We start from the raw sequence: 16835 nt of genomic DNA on the forward strand, positions 1-16835 counted from the left end.
GAGGATATGTCAAAAGAGATAGCAAAACAACGTATAGAAGAACTGCGTGATTTGTTAAATACATTTAACTATCAGTATCACGTATTAGACAATCCTTCTGTTTCTGATGCGGAGTATGACCGTAATATGCAAGAGCTTATAAAATTAGAAGCAGAGAATCCAGAGTTTATGAGTGAGGACTCTCCCTCCATTCGCGTTGGGGGAACTGTTCTTGATATATTTGAAAAAGTAACACATAAATCACCGATGTTAAGTTTAGGAAATGCATTTAACGAAGGAGATTTACGTGATTTCGATCGACGAGTACGCCAAGGAATTGATGATGCGAATGTAAGATATATATGCGAATTAAAAATTGACGGACTTGCTGTTTCACTTCATTATGAAAAAGGACGCTTCATTCAAGGAGCAACACGTGGTGATGGTGTAACAGGTGAAGATATTACCCAAAATTTAAAAACGATTAAAGCGATCCCGCTTCGTTTAAATGAAGAAGTAACGTTAGAAGCACGAGGCGAAGCTTATATGCCGAAGCATTCATTCGTTAAATTAAATGAAGAAAAAGAACAAAATGGTGAAGATGTATTTGCGAATCCGCGTAATGCGGCGGCAGGTTCAATACGCCAACTTGATCCAAAAATTGCAGCGAAGCGTAACTTATCTATGTTTGTGTATGGTCTTGCGAATGTAGAAGAAAAAACAATTCCATCACATAGTGAATCGCTTGATTTCTTAGGTGAACTTGGATTCAAAACAAATCCAAATCGTCGTACATGTGAAACAATTGAAGAAGTTATAGCTTATGTAGAAGAATGGCAAGAAAAACGCCCGCATCTTGATTATGAGATTGATGGAATCGTTATAAAAGTAGATGATGTTGCTCTTCAAGAAAGTTTAGGAACTACAGCAAAGAGTCCAAGATGGGCAATTGCTTATAAATTCCCGGCTGAAGAAGTTGTAACAAGATTAACAGGTATTGAATTAAGTGTTGGTCGTACAGGGGTTGTAACACCGACAGCAGAGCTAGAGCCAGTGCGAGTGGCTGGTACTATCGTTCGTCGTGCTTCTTTACATAACGAAGATTTAATTCGTGAAAAGGACATTCGAATTGGTGACTATGTTGTAGTGAAAAAGGCCGGAGATATTATTCCTGAAGTTGTGAACGTTATTTTCGATAAGCGTACTGGTGAGGAAGAAGAATATCATATGCCAACGCATTGCCCAGCATGTGAGAGTGAACTAGTTCGTTTAGAAGAAGAGGTAGCACTTCGTTGTATAAATCCAACTTGTCCAGCTCAAATTCGAGAAGGGTTAATTCATTTCGTTTCAAGAAATGCAATGAATATTGATGGACTTGGAGAACGTGTCATTACACAACTCTTTGATGCGGATTATATTCGTACATTTGCTAATTTATATTCGTTGACGAAAGAGCAATTATTGCAGTTAGAACGATTCGGTGAAAAATCAGCAACGAATTTAGTGCAAGCAATTGAGAATTCTAAAGAAAACTCATTAGAGCGATTACTATTCGGTCTTGGTATTCGCCATGTCGGAGCAAAAGCAGCACGTACATTTGCAGAGCATTTTGAAACGATGGATGCACTTGTGAAAGCAACGGAAGAAGAGCTAAAAGCAATTAACGAGATTGGTGAAAAAATGGCTCAATCCGTCGTGACGTATTTTGATAATGAAGACGTATTAGAGCTATTACAACAATTTAAAGAGTATGGCGTGAATATGGCATACAAAGGTATAAAAATTGCTGATTTACAAAATGTTGAGTCGTACTTCGCAGGAAAAACTGTCGTTTTAACAGGGAAATTAGAAGTTATGGGACGTAGTGAAGCGAAGAAGAAGATTGAGGCATTAGGTGGAAAAGTAACAGGAAGTGTTAGTAAAAGTACGGATTTAGTTGTTGCAGGTGAAGCAGCGGGTTCGAAATTAGCACAAGCAGAGAAGCATAATGTTGAGGTTTGGAATGAAGAGAGGTTCTTACAAGAGCTAAATAAGTAAGAGGTGCAAACTTACCATGAAAAAAATAGCATTAGCGGTATTAAGCCTTGGTCTACTTGTAAGTGGATGTAGTGCAGGTGCCGATAAAGATGAAAAAGTGGTTGAGAAATCGGGGAAAGCAAAAGAACAAGCAATCGTTCCGAAGTACTCTATTTCGGATGAATATTATAAGACGACTATTCCATTTGACGCAGGAGCTGCACGTGGTTTAGTTGTACAAGGAGTAAGTAATCGTCTTGATATAGATGAATTTGAAACAGGATTAATGCGTATTGCAAAAGAATCCTTTAGTACGAAAGATCATTTCTTTAAAGGTGGAAGTGCTCTAGATACTCAAAATGTGCAGATGCTTGTTAAAAGAAAGCGTACAGATGCTGAACAAAAGGAACTAGAGGACAAGTTAAAAAAAGATGCCGTTAAATTTCCTAACATTGGGTTAAACCCAGCGTTAGGTGGAGGATCAGAATCATTAGAGGAAAAAAATAAAAAAAATCCAATATATATTTCAAATATTTTAGAGCATGATTATTATGTGAAAAAAGGTGAAACAGATGAACTCCAAGGTATTGTAGTTGGTTTAGCAATGAATTCGGTTCACTATTACGAGGAAGAGCATGGTTATCCGCGTGAAACTAAAATCGAGCAAGAAAAAATGTTAGCCGAAGGGAAAAAAATGGCGCAAGAAGTCTTGAAATTTATGCATGAAAAAAAACCTGACACAAAAAATGTTCCGATAACGTTTGCGATGTATCGTCAGGCTCCAAAGTCTTCGCTCGTACCAGGTAACTTTGTCTCTTATGCGAATGTAGAAAAAGGTAGTGAAAAGGTTGAGGATTGGAAACAAATTAATGAGAAGTATTATTTGTTCCCATCTGAACAAGCGAAAACAGATAATAAACGTGAAGATCTTGCGAGAGTATCGAACTTTAAAGCGAAACTAAGCGATTATTTCCAGGGCGACTATACAGCTGTTATCGGTACTGGTATGTATAGAGACGATGAATTAAGGGAAATAAAGCTTGATATTCCGGTCCAGTTTAATGGGAAAGCAGAAATAATTGGCTTTACACAATATGTAGCTGGGCTTGTGACAGAATACTTCCCGAATTATATGAAAGTACAAGTAACGATTAAATCTGTAGAACGCCCAGAAGCGATTATTATACGTGAAGCGAAGCAAGATGAACCATTTGTGAAAATTTTAGATTAAATAGGAGGGCCGTTCCTTTATGGAACGGCTTTTTTTCTTGAATAATTTTGTTATAATTTAAAATGTTATAAATAATGGGGGTAAGGGGTAAGCACATGGAAGAATTAAGTTTTCAAGTCATTATTTTATTAATTGCATTCGGCTTTTTAGCAGCTTTTATTGATTCAGTTGTTGGCGGTGGAGGATTAATTTCGCTTCCTGCACTTATGTTTGTTGGTCTACCACCAGCTTCGGCAATTGCAACAAATAAATTAGCGGCAACGATGGGGACGTTTACGAGTGCAATTTATTTTATTCGATCAGGAAAGGTCGATTTTAAAATTGTAGGAAAGTTAATCCCGTTAACTATTATAGGGGCGGTCTCAGGTGCTTTAGTAGTAAAGTTTATTCCGCCGGATATTTTACGTCCGTTAGTGCTTGTGATGTTGGTGTTTATTGCTATTTATATTATTGCAAAAAAGGATTGGGGAAGTGTATCTACCTATAAGAAGATGACGAAAAGAAAAACATTAATATTTTTCTTTGTTATTTTGATGATAGGGTTTTACGACGGTTTTTTTGGACCAGGGACAGGATCCTTTTTAATTTTTGCATTTTTATTAATTGGTTTGGATTTTATTCAAGCGGCAGCATCTGGAAAACTTTTGAACTTTGTTAGTAATATCGTATCTTTAATTACTTTTTTATTTTTAGACGTAATTCATTTTGAATACGGTATTATTATGGGATTGTCGATGATTTTTGGCGCTTATTTTGGATCGAAGTTTGCAGTCCAAAAAGGTGTTGGATATGTAAGAACTTTATTTTTATTAGTAACTATTTTATTGATTGGAAAAAATATTTTGGAATATACTCATATTTTGTAGAGTTATACGTATGTATAACTCTATTTTTTTATTATATTTTAAAAATTTATTAATTTTTAAAATATAAGTCTAGGAATATTTGAATAAATCTAAATTATCGTGTAGAATAATGTTGTAAAATGTAAACGTTTTTCTAAGGGGAGGCTAAAAAAATGGTAGTAGCATACAAACATGAGCCATTTACAGATTTTTCAGTGGAGGCTAACAAATTAGCGTTTGAAGAAGGTTTAAAGAAAGTAGAATCTTATCTTGGACAAGACTATCCATTAATTATTGGGGGAGAAAAAATCACTACAGAAGACAAAATTGTTTCTGTAAACCCTGCAAATAAAGAGGAACTTGTTGGTCGCGTTTCAAAAGCAAGCCGTGAGTTAGCTGAAAAAGCAATGCAAGTAGCGGATGAAACATTCCAAACTTGGAGAAAATCAAAGCCAGAAATGCGTGCAGACATTTTATTCCGCGCTGCAGCAATCGTTCGTCGCAGAAAGCATGAATTCTCTGCTATTCTTGTAAAAGAAGCAGGTAAACCATGGAATGAGGCAGATGCTGATACAGCAGAAGCAATCGACTTTATGGAATATTATGGTCGTCAAATGTTAAAATTAAAAGACGGTATTCCAGTAGAAAGCCGTCCAATTGAATATAATCGTTTCTCTTACATTCCATTAGGAGTAGGTGTTATCATTTCTCCTTGGAACTTCCCATTCGCAATTATGGCAGGTATGACAACAGCTGCTTTAGTTTCTGGTAACACAGTATTACTAAAACCAGCTAGTACAACTCCTGTAGTAGCAGCGAAATTCATGGAAGTATTAGAAGAAGCTGGCTTACCAGCTGGCGTAGTAAACTTCGTTCCAGGTAATGGTTCTGAAGTTGGTGACTACTTAGTAGATCACCCTCGTACACGTTTCGTGAGCTTCACTGGATCTCGTGATGTAGGTATCCGTATTTATGAGCGTGCAGCGAAAGTAAACCCAGGCCAAATTTGGTTAAAACGCGTTATCGCTGAAATGGGTGGTAAAGATACAATCGTTGTTGATAAAGAAGCAGATCTTGAATTAGCAGCTAAATCTATCGTTGCATCAGCATTCGGATTCTCAGGACAAAAATGTTCTGCATGTTCTCGTGCAGTAATCCATGAAGATGTATACGATCACGTATTAAATCGTGCTGTTGAATTAACGAAAGAATTAACAGTTGCTAACCCAGCTGTATTAGGTACAAACATGGGTCCTGTTAATGACCAAGCTGCATTCGATAAAGTAATGAGCTATGTTGCAATTGGTAAAGAAGAAGGTAGAATCTTAGCAGGTGGCGAAGGAGACGACTCTAAAGGCTGGTTCATCCAACCAACAATCGTTGCTGACGTTGCAGAAGATGCTCGCTTAATGAAAGAAGAAATCTTCGGACCAGTAGTAGCATTCTGTAAAGCAAAAGACTTTGATCATGCACTAGCAATTGCAAACAATACAGAATACGGTTTAACAGGTGCTGTTGTTACTAATAACCGTGACCATATTGAAAAAGCACGTGAAGAATTCCATGTGGGTAACTTATACTTTAACCGTGGATGTACTGGTGCAATCGTAGGTTACCAACCATTCGGTGGCTTTAACATGTCTGGTACAGACTCTAAAGCTGGTGGCCCTGACTACTTAGCGCTTCACATGCAAGCAAAAACTACTTCTGAAACTTTATAAGAAATAGTAGGAGAGATCTTCGCAGTCTGCGAAGATCTCTTTTTTTTTTTTTGGGGAAATTTCTATATATGGATTAAGATAGATATACCTAGAAAAACTAATAAGGTTTACTTCAGTAAATAAGATATATTATATTTGTTGAATAGATTCTCTTTAAGGACAAGAAAAGTAGGTGAACAAAGTGGGAAAATATCAATTGGATTACAAGAGTCAGGTAGCTGTGGCAAAGTTTCATGAAAAACAGACGCCTGCCAAATTTGATAAAAAGCAACAAATTGAAAATTTGCGTGCGGAGTATTTGAAAAAGAAGCAAAAACAAACAGATAAATAATATGTTATGTTTTTGATAGGAGAAACTAGTTCTAATTACCACATATTACCGTTTGGTGATTAGAACTAGCTAAACCCTATTCATATCGGGATAAACATGTAAATAGAAACAAAACAACGAGAAAAATTGACTTATTAGTCATATTTTTTAGTATTCATTTTAAGGATTTCCTGTATAATACAATTTGAAAGAAAATCTATGGTTTGACAAGAAACACTCTTTTCGGTTTTGCTCACTGAATGGAGTGTTTTTTTGTAGCTAAAAACTCCTCTGTACTCACTACATTTGCATATACTCCATTTAAACTAGCTAAAATTGTGTTATGAATATAAACGGCTGGTATTGTAGCATTCTTAAAAGAAAGATCTTTTGTCGCACAAGCATCATGTATAACGGTACATGGAAAGCCGAAATCAAAAGCAGCCCTTACGGTAGCATCAATACACATATGAGTCATCATCCCGCATATGAAGATGTGCTCAATATTTAAACGTTGTAATTGTTCTAGAAGATCGGTTTCGCGAAAACTATTTGGATAATGTTTGAGTATAACGGTTTCTTCTCTAAGTGGACGTACGCTTTCATGAATATGTACACCTTCTGTATTAGGTAGGAAAAAAGTAGCGTCATCTTTAATTGCTACATGTTGGATATGAAAAATAGGTTCGTTTTTCGTTCTAAAGAGTTGTAGTAGCTGACTAGCGTATTCGCTTGCTTCTACTGGATTACGCAACTCCATCTTTCCATGTGGAAAATAATCATTTTGAATATCAACGAGTAAAAGAGCTGTTTTCATATATTTATCTTCCTCCGATTTCATATTCAAATAATGGTATTCAATTTATCCGACATTAACGGGCAGTAAAACTCCCACCTCAAAATTCGGCTGGAGCAAAGAAGTTAGGTGGGAGATCAACTGTCCGTAAATGTCCGATTGGTGAGGGCTGATAATCAGTGGGGGATGAACAAAACCCCCACTGATTATAGTTTCACTTTATAGGGAGGATTCTCCTTTTAAAAAATATGAAGGAAAAGAATTTTACATAACTTTAAAAATCACTATTGTAGTGTGATTTTTTTATTTGAAAATTTTAATAGAATAATAATTAATATTTTTCTAAAAAATGTATTGACTCTTATTATTCTGAGTTCTATAATAAGAATTAATTAAACGACAATTAAATCGATACATTCTTATCCAGAGAGGTGGAGGGACTGGCCCTACGATACCTCAGCAACGGGTTTTTTAATACCGTGCTAACTCCAGCAAGCCTTATAAAGGCTTGGAAGATGAGAAGATGTGACCGAGTACATACAAGTGCTCTCCTTCTTATCTTTATGTTTGATAAGAGGGAGAGCACTTTTTATTTTACCTCGAAAGCTCTACTCCAAGTTTTTACAGCATATAGGAGGGAAGAAAATGATTTCTTTTAAGAACGTAAGTAAAGTATATGAATCAGGTGGGCAATCTGTTCATGCGGTGGAAGACGTAACATTATCAGTTGAGAAGGGCGAAATTTTTGGCATTATCGGTTTTAGTGGCGCTGGAAAGAGTACGTTGTTACGCTTAGTAAATATGCTAGAGAGACCGACGGCAGGAACGATTTCAATAGATGATAAAGATATTACATTACTATCGACGAAAGAATTACGGAAGCTAAGGCAAAGAATCGGGATGATTTTTCAAAGTTTTAATTTATTTAATTCAAGAACAGTGTTTGGAAATATTGCGTACCCATTAAAGTTAGCGAAAGTACCAAAGAATGAGATAAAAGAAAGAGTAAATGAACTGCTGAAGTTTGTGGGATTAGAAGATAAAGCAAACTATTATCCAGAGCAATTATCAGGCGGCCAAAAGCAACGTGTTGGTATTGCTAGGGCACTTGCAACATCACCGGATATTCTTATATGTGATGAGGCAACATCAGCCTTAGATCCAGAAACAACGACAGAGATATTAAACTTATTAAAGAAAGTAAATCGAGAATATAATGTAACAATTCTTCTTATTACACATGAAATGCACGTTGTGAAAGAAATTTGTCACCGTGTAGCTGTAATGGAGAAGGGAAAGGTTATTGAAGAAGGAAAACTGTTTGACGTTTTCACACAACCGAAAACAAAGACGACTCAAAACTTTGTACGTTCTATTATCAATGATCATTTACCAGAAAGTGTTCTAGCGAAAATTCAAAATGGAGGACAGATTTATCGCTTAACATTTACTGGTGAGGAGACAGGGCAACCAGTACTATCATATATCGCAAAAAACTATAACGTCGATGTAAACGTGCTTTACGGAAATATTATTGAACTTCAAAATGTGCTATTTGGAAACCTTCTTGTAGAACTGCAAGGTGAGCAAAAAGAAATCCAAAAAGCATTACAACATCTAAGACTGCAAGTGCAGCTGAAGGAGGTAGAAGCTCATGCGAGTTGATTGGAGTATATTTTGGCCTCGCATAGTAGAGGCGACGGGGGATACCCTCTTAATGGTAATCGTAACCCTTATATTCGCTACAATCCTCGGTATACCTCTAGGTTTACTGTTGTATGTAACGAGAAAAGGAAACTTTTTAGAAAATAAATGGGTCTTTTCTATTCTTAATATCATTATTAATACAATTCGTCCGGTTCCATTCATTATCTTCTTAGTAGCTTTAAGTCCACTAACAAGAAGCGTTATTGGAACGACGATTGGAACAGCAGCAGCGATTTTCCCAATGACGTTAGTTGCATCAATCGGTATTGCGAGAATGGTTGAAACAAATCTTGTTTCAGTTCCAAAGGGAGTCATTGAAGCAGCGCAAGCAATGGGTGCTTCACCAATTAGAATTGTTTTTGAAATTCTTGTACCAGAAGCGTTAGCACCATTGATTTTAGGAGTTACATTTATGACAGTTGGTTTAATTGAATTTTCTGCAGTTGCTGGGCTTGTCGGTGGTGGTGGCCTTGGTGACTTAGCGATGACATATGGTTATCTACGCTTTGATACATCAGTTATGTTCGTAACGGTCGTTTTACTTATTATTCTCGTACAGGTAGCTCAAAATTTAGGAAACTACTTTGCGAAAGTCTTTTTACGCAGATCATAAACAGGAAGAGGGGAAAAGAAAATGAAGAAAATTTTAGCATTTGCATTATCAGCAATTGTAGGAATTTCAGCATTAAGCGGCTGCTCAAGTGGGGACACGGGGGCAGGAGCGAAAGAGAAAACAGTTCGCGTAGGTGTAACCGGAACAGATGGAGACGCTTGGGAAATTTTAAAGAAAAAAGCTGAAAAAGAAGGAATTAAAATTAAACTGGTTGAGTTCTCTGATTACACAACGCCAAATAAAGCGTTAGCTGATGGAGATATTGAACTAAACTCATTCCAGCATATTGCTTTCTTAGAGCAATTTAAGAAGGAGCATAAGCTAGATATTACAGCTGTTGGTACAACGCAAATTGCGCCAATGGGCTTATACTCTGAAAAACATAAGAAAGCAAGTGAAATCCCAGATGGTTCAGAAATTGCGATTCCAAATGATCCAACGAACCAAGCGCGTGCATTAAAACTTCTTGATGCAGCTGGATTAGTAAAGCTTAAGAAAGACTTTGGCTTATTCGGAGATCCAAGCGGCATTGCTGAAAATCCGAAGAAGTTAAAAATTACACCGGTTATCGCACAGCAAACACCTCGTGTATTAAAAGACGTTGCAGCTTCAGTTATTAATAACGGTGTTGCTGGTCAAGCTGGATTAGATCCAGCGAAGGATCCGATTTTCTTAGAAGATCCAAAGAATGAAAATGCGAAGCCATATATTAATATTTTTGCAGCTCGTACGAAAGATAAAGATGATCCAACACTGAAAAAAGTAATTGAACTCTATCATTCAAAAGAAGTAACAGATGCAATTAAGAAAGAAACAAATGATGGTTCCATTTCAGTAGATCTTTCACTTGAGGAGCTTGAAAAAATCGTAAAATAATTATTGGGTTTAACGATTAACAGTAGGAACCCCTCCGCTGTTAGCTCGTTCAACATATAATCTACTTAACAAACAAAACCCTAATTCTGTACCTTCCAATTCTGTATAACGTAGAATCCAATGTTTGTTAAGTAGAGTGATGGACTAGGAGTTTTCCTGGTCTTTTTTTATGGATGAAAGCAGCTAGCAAATAGTAAGGTAATCCAAATTATAACAGGATAAGAAAATAAGCTAAAAATGAGTGTAATTATGAATTGTTTTTTATGCATGAGGTGTTTTTCGAATGAAAAAAAGAAAATAGAAAAGATCATAATGAAAACTGCTGATATTACGCCAGGATTATACGAACGATATATGAAAAACAAAATAATATGTTGAACAGAGTTGAAGAATATAGCCCCTTGTATAAAAATAACCCAGTATATAGAAGACAAGAAGTTTAGTTGATATAGAAAGACGATAAGTAATACAAAGATTGTTAATGCGGAAATGGCAATGAAAAATTGCTGGCTTGTTATAAAATGAATTGAAAATTGATTAGCAAGATATTGCGGCATTTGGAAAGATTCTTCAAGGTTATGAATGAAAAATAACAAGGGAATAATCCAAAGCATAATAGTGGAATGTTTTTTCAACAACTTATATCACTCCAATATGGAGATAGAAAGCCTAGAAAGGCCTTCTATCCAGAGATGTTCATTCAATTATAATACTTTTTAAATCATCTTCTTGGTGCTCTCGTTCTTTCGGATAGGCAGCTAGCTCCTCTTGTAAAATATTTAGCATTTGCTTAGCTGATTGCTGGATTGGGGCGGGTAATTCTTCTAATATATTCATACCGACTTTTATTTTTGCATGAATTATCTTCCTTAGTAATTCCTCACGCATGCACTACACCTCCAAATCGAATGTTTAGTACATCATCTTCGAATTTTGCTCCTTGAATAGAAAGGTGTGTTAACGTTTTGGGTAATGTGATGTTTCGTTTAACAGAACCAGCACGAATGATAAGCTCGTCACCTTTTTGATTTAATGCAAGCTCACTTTTGTTAGAGAAGGGAATGGACAGAACGAAAATATACTCATCGCCATCTTTTTTTACATATTGAGTGCGACCGTTAAATTTCACTTTTGTAGGAGAAGAATCTGATTTAAATAAAGCATCTCCTACACGCTCTAACATAGACAAACCAACAACTTCTTGTTCAAACATAGGAGCTTCGTAAATAGGAAGTGGATCGAAACTATTTTGAATTAATGTTTTATATTTCTTTTGCGTATCTTTCCATGCTTGAAAATAAGGATCGGTGACAGTGTTAGGGATGACGCGGTTAATCATAATCGCATCTACGTTATAATCGTATAAATTTAAATACGTGAAGCTGCGCTGAGCCTCTTTAATGACCATTTTTTCGGGATTTACAACGATGCGGATACTTGTTACGTCTCGGTTTGATAAAATATCTCTCATTTCTCCAAGCTGTTCAAGTGTATTTGTTAATTCGTCCATAATATCATCGGTTGGAAGGGGGACACCAAGAAGTGGTTGAGCTACAGGGCGAACAACTTTTAAAACTTTTCTTTTAATAGGAAAGAGTTTTTCCATCCACCAGCCAAGCATGTCTGGAAAGCTGAGCATTGCTAATGTTTCTCCTGTTGGAGCACAATCAATGATAATAACATCATATGTGTTTTGTTTATAATAATCGAGTACGCGGAGTAAGCTAATTAAATCTTCCATACCAGGAAACATCGTTAACTCTTCTGCTGTAATATCATCAGATGCTTTGGAAGTGAAGAGTAGTGTAATATATTTCTGTAATTTCCCCCAGCCTTTTTCCATCTCATAAATCGTATTAATTTCTTGTGCCCACAAATTTTTACGAATTTCTAGTGGCTCAGAAGATAACTTTATACCAAATGAGTCTCCTAAACTATGGGCTGGGTCTGTGCTCATTACTAATGTTTTTAATCCTTGTTTTGCGCTTTGAAGTGCTGTTGCTGCTGAAATGCTAGTTTTTCCTACGCCGCCTTTACCTGTATACAAAATAATTCTCATCATTCTATCCCCTTTATTTCGAGTGTCGGATATTACGAGTTACGAAATATTTTTTTGAATAAAAACCCTAGTAGGGTTTTATTCAATCGGAATGTTTTTCATTTTAGGTGTAGAAACCTTTTCTTCTGTTTTTTGCTGTGACGTAGCAATGTGGTTCATAATCTTTTGGAAGATTTGTAGTAAGAATGCTTTTTCTTCTTCTGATAATGCTTCTGTCACTAGGCTAAAGTAATGGGCTGCATTTTGTTTTACTTCTTGAACGAGCATTACGCCGTTTTCTGTTAAACGAATTAATACAATGCGTCGGTCATTTTCATCACGGTACCTTTCGATATATCCCTTTTTTACAAGGCGATTTACAACACCCGTCGTTGTACTCATTGGTATATCAAGAAGGTCAGCGATTTTTGTCATTGTAATATCTGTATTTCGTTCCATCCAAAGTAAACAAAATATTTCTGTTTTAGAAAGTGTTAAATCTAGGCTTACCCATTCCTCAGGATAGAAAAGTTTCTTGGCGTTATCTAGCAGTAAGTCTAAAAAATGTTCGTATTGCAACAATTAATTCCACTCCCGTATATTTCGAGGTTCGTAATATTTATTTTTATTTTATGTAGAATAGAAATAAATGTCAATGTTTTTAACTGTTTTTTTCAGATTAAACAGAAAACTAACTTTAAAATAGTATTGTTTTATGGTAGATTTATAAATATAAAACTAGAATTTACATAAAAATCCATCATGGTAAATATACTTATCTATAATGGATGTACAGCTAACGAGGGGGAGAACGATGAGAAGACGTAATACGCAAGCGTTCACGTTTTTAGCATGGACTTCATTTGTTTGTGCGCTTTCAGGTATGCTAATTGGAATTTATACGTTAGATGAAACGCTTAGTGTAAAAGGATATTATTTAATTGGAACATTATTTTTAACGATGTCTTGTTTTGTATTACAAAAAACAATTCGTGATAATGAAGAAGATAACGAGAGATTTCCGAAAAATAAACCGTTAGATAAAGAGTAAATCGTAAAGAAAGGCATTCGCCTTTCTTTTTTTATGTAAAAATGCAGTAAGTGCCGTGTGTTGACTTGCTTGAAGTACTGAAAATTTGGTATCATCAATAGTATTGTAGATTGAACGATATATTATGGAGGTGGCCTAGCCGTGTCAAGAATTTCCGTTGAGAATGTAAAGCACGTAGCACATTTAGCACGTCTTGCAATTACTGATCAAGAAGCTGAAAAATTTCAAAAACAACTAGATGCAATTGTTACATTTGCAGAACAGTTAAATGAATTAGATACAACTGATGTAAAACCAACAACTCATGTATTAACTATGAAAAATGTTATGCGTGAAGATGTACCAGAAAAAGGTTTACCAGTCGAAGAAGTATTAAAAAATGCACCGGATCACAAAGATAATCAAATCCGTGTTCCAGCAGTATTAGAATAGAGGAGGGGAATTTCGATGTCATTATTTGATCATTCCGTATCAGAGTTACATAAGAAGTTAAACAACAAAGAAATTTCCGTTACGGATTTAGTAGAAGAATCTTACAAACGTATTGCGGATGTTGAAGATAACGTAAAAGCTTTTCTTACATTAGATGAAGAAAACGCACGCGCGAAAGCGAAAGAATTAGACGCGAAAATTGGTGCTGAAGATAATGGTTTATTATTCGGTATGCCAATTGGTGTGAAAGATAACATTGTAACTAACGGTCTTCGTACTACTTGTGCGAGCAAAATGTTAGCAAACTTTGATCCAATTTATGATGCAACAGTTGTGCAAAAGCTAAAAGCTGCTGACACAGTTACAATCGGTAAATTAAATATGGACGAGTTTGCAATGGGTTCTTCAAATGAAAACTCAGGTTTCTACGCTACGAAAAATCCATGGAACTTAGATTACGTTCCAGGCGGATCTAGTGGTGGTTCTGCGGCAGCTGTAGCAGCAGGAGAAGTATTATTCTCTCTAGGTTCTGATACGGGTGGTTCTATCCGTCAGCCAGCTGCATATTGCGGCGTTGTAGGTTTAAAACCAACCTATGGACGTGTATCTCGTTACGGATTAGTTGCATTCGCATCTTCACTTGACCAAATCGGACCGATTACACGTACAGTAGAAGATAATGCATACTTATTACAAGCTATTTCAGGTATTGACCGTATGGATGCAACTTCTGCAAACGTTGAAGTAGGAAACTACTTATCTGGTTTAACAGGCGACGTTAAAGGTTTACGTATTGCTGTACCGAAAGAATACTTAGGAGAAGGTGTTGGCGAAGAAGCTCGTGAGTCAGTACTAGCTGCTTTAAAAGTATTAGAAGGTATGGGCGCAACTTGGGAGGAAGTATCTCTTCCACACTCTAAATACGCTCTAGCAACGTATTACTTATTATCTTCTTCTGAAGCATCTGCTAACCTTTCACGCTTTGATGGCGTACGTTACGGTGTTCGTTCTGATAATGTAAATAATTTATTAGACCTTTACAAAAACACACGTAGCGAAGGTTTCGGTGATGAAGTAAAACGTCGTATTATGCTTGGTACATTTGCACTTAGCTCTGGTTACTATGATGCATACTACAAAAAAGCACAACAAGTACGTACATTAATTAAAAACGACTTTGAAAATGTATTTGCTAACTACGATGTTATTATTGGACCAACAACGCCAACTCCGGCATTTAAAGTGGGCGAAAAAGTTGATGATCCAATGACAATGTATGCAAACGATATTTTAACAATCCCAGTAAACTTAGCGGGTGTTCCAGCGATTTCTGTTCCATGTGGATTTGGTGCTAACAACATGCCACTTGGTCTACAAATCATTGGTAAACACTTCGATGAAGCGACAATTTACCGCGTTGCACATGCGTTTGAGCAAGCAACAGACTATCATACAAAAAAAGCAAGTCTGTAAGGAGGCGAGCATAGATGAATTTAGAAACAATTATTGGTTTAGAGGTTCACGTTGAGTTAAAAACAAATTCGAAAATTTTCTCTGCGAGTCCAACAGAATTCGGAGCGGAGCCAAATACACAAACAAGTGTAATTGACTTAGGATACCCAGGGGTACTTCCTACTTTAAATAAAGAAGCAGTTAACTTTGCAATGAAAGCTGCAATGGCATTAAACTGTGAAATCGCAACGGAAACGAAGTTTGACCGTAAAAACTATTTCTACCCAGATAATCCGAAAGCTTACCAAATTTCTCAATTCGATAAGCCAATCGGTGAAAATGGTTGGATTGAAATCGAAGTAGACGGTAAAAAGAAACGTATCGGTATTACACGTCTTCATTTAGAAGAAGATGCTGGTAAATCAACGCATACAGCTGATGGTTCATTAGTAGACTACAACCGTCAAGGTATGCCTTTAATCGAGATCGTATCTGAGCCAGATATGCGTACGCCAGAAGAAGCATATGCATACTTAGAGAAGTTAAAATCAATCATTCAATACACTGGCGTATCTGATTGTAAGATGGAAGAAGGTTCCTTGCGTTGTGATGCGAACATTTCCCTTCGTCCTGTTGGACAAGAGAAGTTCGGTACAAAAGCGGAACTGAAAAACTTAAACTCATTCACTTACGTACAAAAAGGTCTTGAGCACGAGCAAGTGCGCCAAGAGAAAGAATTGTTATCTGGTGGTATCATCCAACAAGAAACACGTCGTTATGATGAAGCAACGAAGAAAACAATCTTAATGCGTGTGAAAGAGGGATCTGACGATTACCGTTACTTCCCAGAGCCAGACTTAGTTGAACTTTACATCGATGATGAGTGGAAAGAAGAAATTCGTGCTTCGATTCCAGAACTTCCAGATGCACGTAAAGCTCGCTACGTTGCAGAAATTGGCTTACCGGCTTATGATGCACACGTATTAACATTAACGAAAGAGATGTCTGATTTCTTTGAAGCAACTGTTGCAGACGGTGCTGATGCGAAATTAACATCAAACTGGTTAATGGGTGAAGTGCTTGCATACTTAAACAAGCAACAAAAAGAATTAAAAGACGTTGCATTAACGCCTGCTGGTTTATCTAAAATGGTTCAATTAATTGAAAAAGGTACAATTTCTTCTAAAATCGCGAAGAAAGTATTTAACGAATTAATTGAAAAAGGTGGAGACCCAGAAGAAATCGTTAAAGCGAAAGGTCTTGTTCAAATTTCTGACGAGGGTACACTTCGTAAAGTTGTAACAGAAATTCTTGATAACAATGAACAATCTATCGAAGACTTTAAAAACGGTAAAGACCGTGCAATTGGCTTCTTAGTTGGTCAAATTATGAAGGCTACAAAAGGACAAGCAAATCCACCGCTTGTTAACAAAATCTTACTTGAAGAGATTAATAAGCGATAATAGTAATAACTTTTAAAGATTAAGCAGAAAAACACCCGTACATGGGTGTTTTTCTAGGTTAATCAAACGTTTGTTTAAATGAGAGAAGATCATTTAAACAAACGTTTGATTAACTGTCAAAAGTGGAAAAATGTTTGTATAGCAACTATGGTATGATAGTTGCAAAAAGGTGGGAATAATGATAAATCTAGACATAGAGGTTTTTTTCATCTCATGAAATAATAGATAATTATTATTCGTTATATGTAAATTGTTGTGAGGAAATAGATGGACATAAATTTTTTGTCAAATAAAACAAAACCATT

At 36.2% G+C, this 16835-nt stretch carries 17 protein-coding genes and 1 riboswitch; of the genes, 12 read left to right on the forward strand and 5 right to left on the reverse strand.

Annotation, left to right across the window (positions count from 1 at the left end; all coding sequences use genetic code 11):
- Positions 1 to 6: 6 nt before the first annotated feature.
- The 5 genes from ligA to MR115_RS24810 all read left to right on the forward strand — a co-directional run bounded on the left by ligA (position 7) and on the right by MR115_RS24810 (position 6123).
- Entirely contained in the window at positions 7 to 2016 is a 2010-nt protein-coding gene (gene ligA / locus MR115_RS24790) for an NAD-dependent DNA ligase LigA (protein WP_242243086.1), read from the forward strand.
- Between the two features lie 16 nt (positions 2017 to 2032).
- A complete protein-coding gene (locus MR115_RS24795) occupies positions 2033 to 3226 on the forward strand; it encodes a CamS family sex pheromone protein (protein WP_061679438.1) in 1194 nt (397 codons plus the stop codon).
- A 95-nt stretch (positions 3227 to 3321) separates the two neighbouring features.
- Positions 3322 to 4092, forward strand: coding sequence for a TSUP family transporter (locus MR115_RS24800; protein WP_061679437.1), 771 nt, complete (start codon positions 3322 to 3324; stop codon positions 4090 to 4092).
- Positions 4093 to 4244: 152 nt separating this feature from the next.
- Complete coding sequence (gene pruA, locus MR115_RS24805; protein WP_000259556.1) at positions 4245 to 5792, forward strand: L-glutamate gamma-semialdehyde dehydrogenase; 1548 nt, start codon at positions 4245 to 4247, stop codon at positions 5790 to 5792.
- A gap of 181 nt (positions 5793 to 5973) precedes the next feature.
- Complete coding sequence (locus MR115_RS24810) at positions 5974 to 6123, forward strand: hypothetical protein (RefSeq protein WP_000521652.1); 150 nt, start codon at positions 5974 to 5976, stop codon at positions 6121 to 6123.
- Between the two features lie 232 nt (positions 6124 to 6355).
- Here MR115_RS24810 and MR115_RS24815 read toward each other — a convergent pair whose 3' ends face one another.
- Positions 6356 to 6919: a cysteine hydrolase family protein gene (locus MR115_RS24815; RefSeq protein WP_242243087.1), complete on the reverse strand. Its 564-nt coding sequence runs from the start codon at positions 6917 to 6919 to the stop codon at positions 6356 to 6358.
- A gap of 395 nt (positions 6920 to 7314) precedes the next feature.
- Positions 7315 to 7420: riboswitch (SAM riboswitch) on the forward strand.
- Positions 7421 to 7543: 123 nt separating this feature from the next.
- On the opposite strand from MR115_RS24815, the gene MR115_RS24820 reads away from it, so the two are divergent.
- From MR115_RS24820 to MR115_RS24830, 3 genes are read left to right on the forward strand one after another with little or no spacing between them, the layout of a single operon-like run.
- On the forward strand, positions 7544 to 8563 hold the full coding sequence (locus MR115_RS24820; RefSeq protein ID WP_242243088.1) for a methionine ABC transporter ATP-binding protein: 1020 nt from the start codon (positions 7544 to 7546) through the stop codon (positions 8561 to 8563).
- Entirely contained in the window at positions 8553 to 9218 is a 666-nt protein-coding gene (locus MR115_RS24825; protein WP_061679433.1) for a methionine ABC transporter permease, read from the forward strand. Before MR115_RS24820 ends, MR115_RS24825 begins: the two co-directional genes overlap by 11 nt.
- Positions 9219 to 9239: 21 nt before the next feature.
- Positions 9240 to 10094, forward strand: coding sequence for a MetQ/NlpA family ABC transporter substrate-binding protein (locus tag MR115_RS24830; protein ID WP_242243089.1), 855 nt, complete (start codon positions 9240 to 9242; stop codon positions 10092 to 10094).
- Between the two features lie 167 nt (positions 10095 to 10261).
- Here MR115_RS24830 and MR115_RS24835 read toward each other — a convergent pair whose 3' ends face one another.
- The 4 genes from MR115_RS24835 to MR115_RS24850 form a co-directional block, all read right to left on the reverse strand.
- A complete protein-coding gene (locus MR115_RS24835) occupies positions 10262 to 10732 on the reverse strand; it encodes an HXXEE domain-containing protein (protein ID WP_097819423.1) in 471 nt (156 codons plus the stop codon).
- Positions 10733 to 10790: 58 nt separating this feature from the next.
- Positions 10791 to 10982: a DUF3926 domain-containing protein gene (locus MR115_RS24840; protein ID WP_071722792.1), complete on the reverse strand. Its 192-nt coding sequence runs from the start codon at positions 10980 to 10982 to the stop codon at positions 10791 to 10793.
- Positions 10975 to 12156, reverse strand: a complete 1182-nt coding sequence (locus tag MR115_RS24845; protein WP_242243090.1) for an ArsA family ATPase — start codon at positions 12154 to 12156, stop codon at positions 10975 to 10977. Before MR115_RS24845 ends, MR115_RS24840 begins: the two co-directional genes overlap by 8 nt.
- Before the next feature lie 75 nt (positions 12157 to 12231).
- Positions 12232 to 12714 carry a MarR family winged helix-turn-helix transcriptional regulator gene (locus MR115_RS24850; RefSeq protein ID WP_242243091.1) on the reverse strand — a complete coding sequence of 161 codons (483 nt, stop codon included), beginning with the start codon at positions 12712 to 12714 and terminating at the stop codon, positions 12232 to 12234.
- 232 nt (positions 12715 to 12946) lie between these two features.
- Between MR115_RS24850 and MR115_RS24855 the strand changes: the two genes are divergently transcribed.
- The 4 genes from MR115_RS24855 to gatB all read left to right on the forward strand — a co-directional run bounded on the left by MR115_RS24855 (position 12947) and on the right by gatB (position 16530).
- Complete coding sequence (locus MR115_RS24855) at positions 12947 to 13183, forward strand: YiaA/YiaB family inner membrane protein (RefSeq protein WP_001254393.1); 237 nt, start codon at positions 12947 to 12949, stop codon at positions 13181 to 13183.
- Positions 13184 to 13324: 141 nt separating this feature from the next.
- A complete protein-coding gene (gene gatC, locus MR115_RS24860; RefSeq protein WP_000086999.1) occupies positions 13325 to 13615 on the forward strand; it encodes an Asp-tRNA(Asn)/Glu-tRNA(Gln) amidotransferase subunit GatC in 291 nt (96 codons plus the stop codon).
- A 15-nt stretch (positions 13616 to 13630) separates the two neighbouring features.
- A complete protein-coding gene (gatA, locus tag MR115_RS24865; protein WP_242243092.1) occupies positions 13631 to 15088 on the forward strand; it encodes an Asp-tRNA(Asn)/Glu-tRNA(Gln) amidotransferase subunit GatA in 1458 nt (485 codons plus the stop codon).
- A gap of 14 nt (positions 15089 to 15102) precedes the next feature.
- Complete coding sequence (gene gatB / locus MR115_RS24870; protein WP_046958896.1) at positions 15103 to 16530, forward strand: Asp-tRNA(Asn)/Glu-tRNA(Gln) amidotransferase subunit GatB; 1428 nt, start codon at positions 15103 to 15105, stop codon at positions 16528 to 16530.
- Positions 16531 to 16835 lie beyond the last annotated feature (305 nt).

This window comes from Bacillus cereus group sp. BfR-BA-01309, assembly GCF_022664315.1.
In the GTDB taxonomy this organism is placed as follows: domain Bacteria; phylum Bacillota; class Bacilli; order Bacillales; family Bacillaceae_G; genus Bacillus_A; species Bacillus_A mobilis.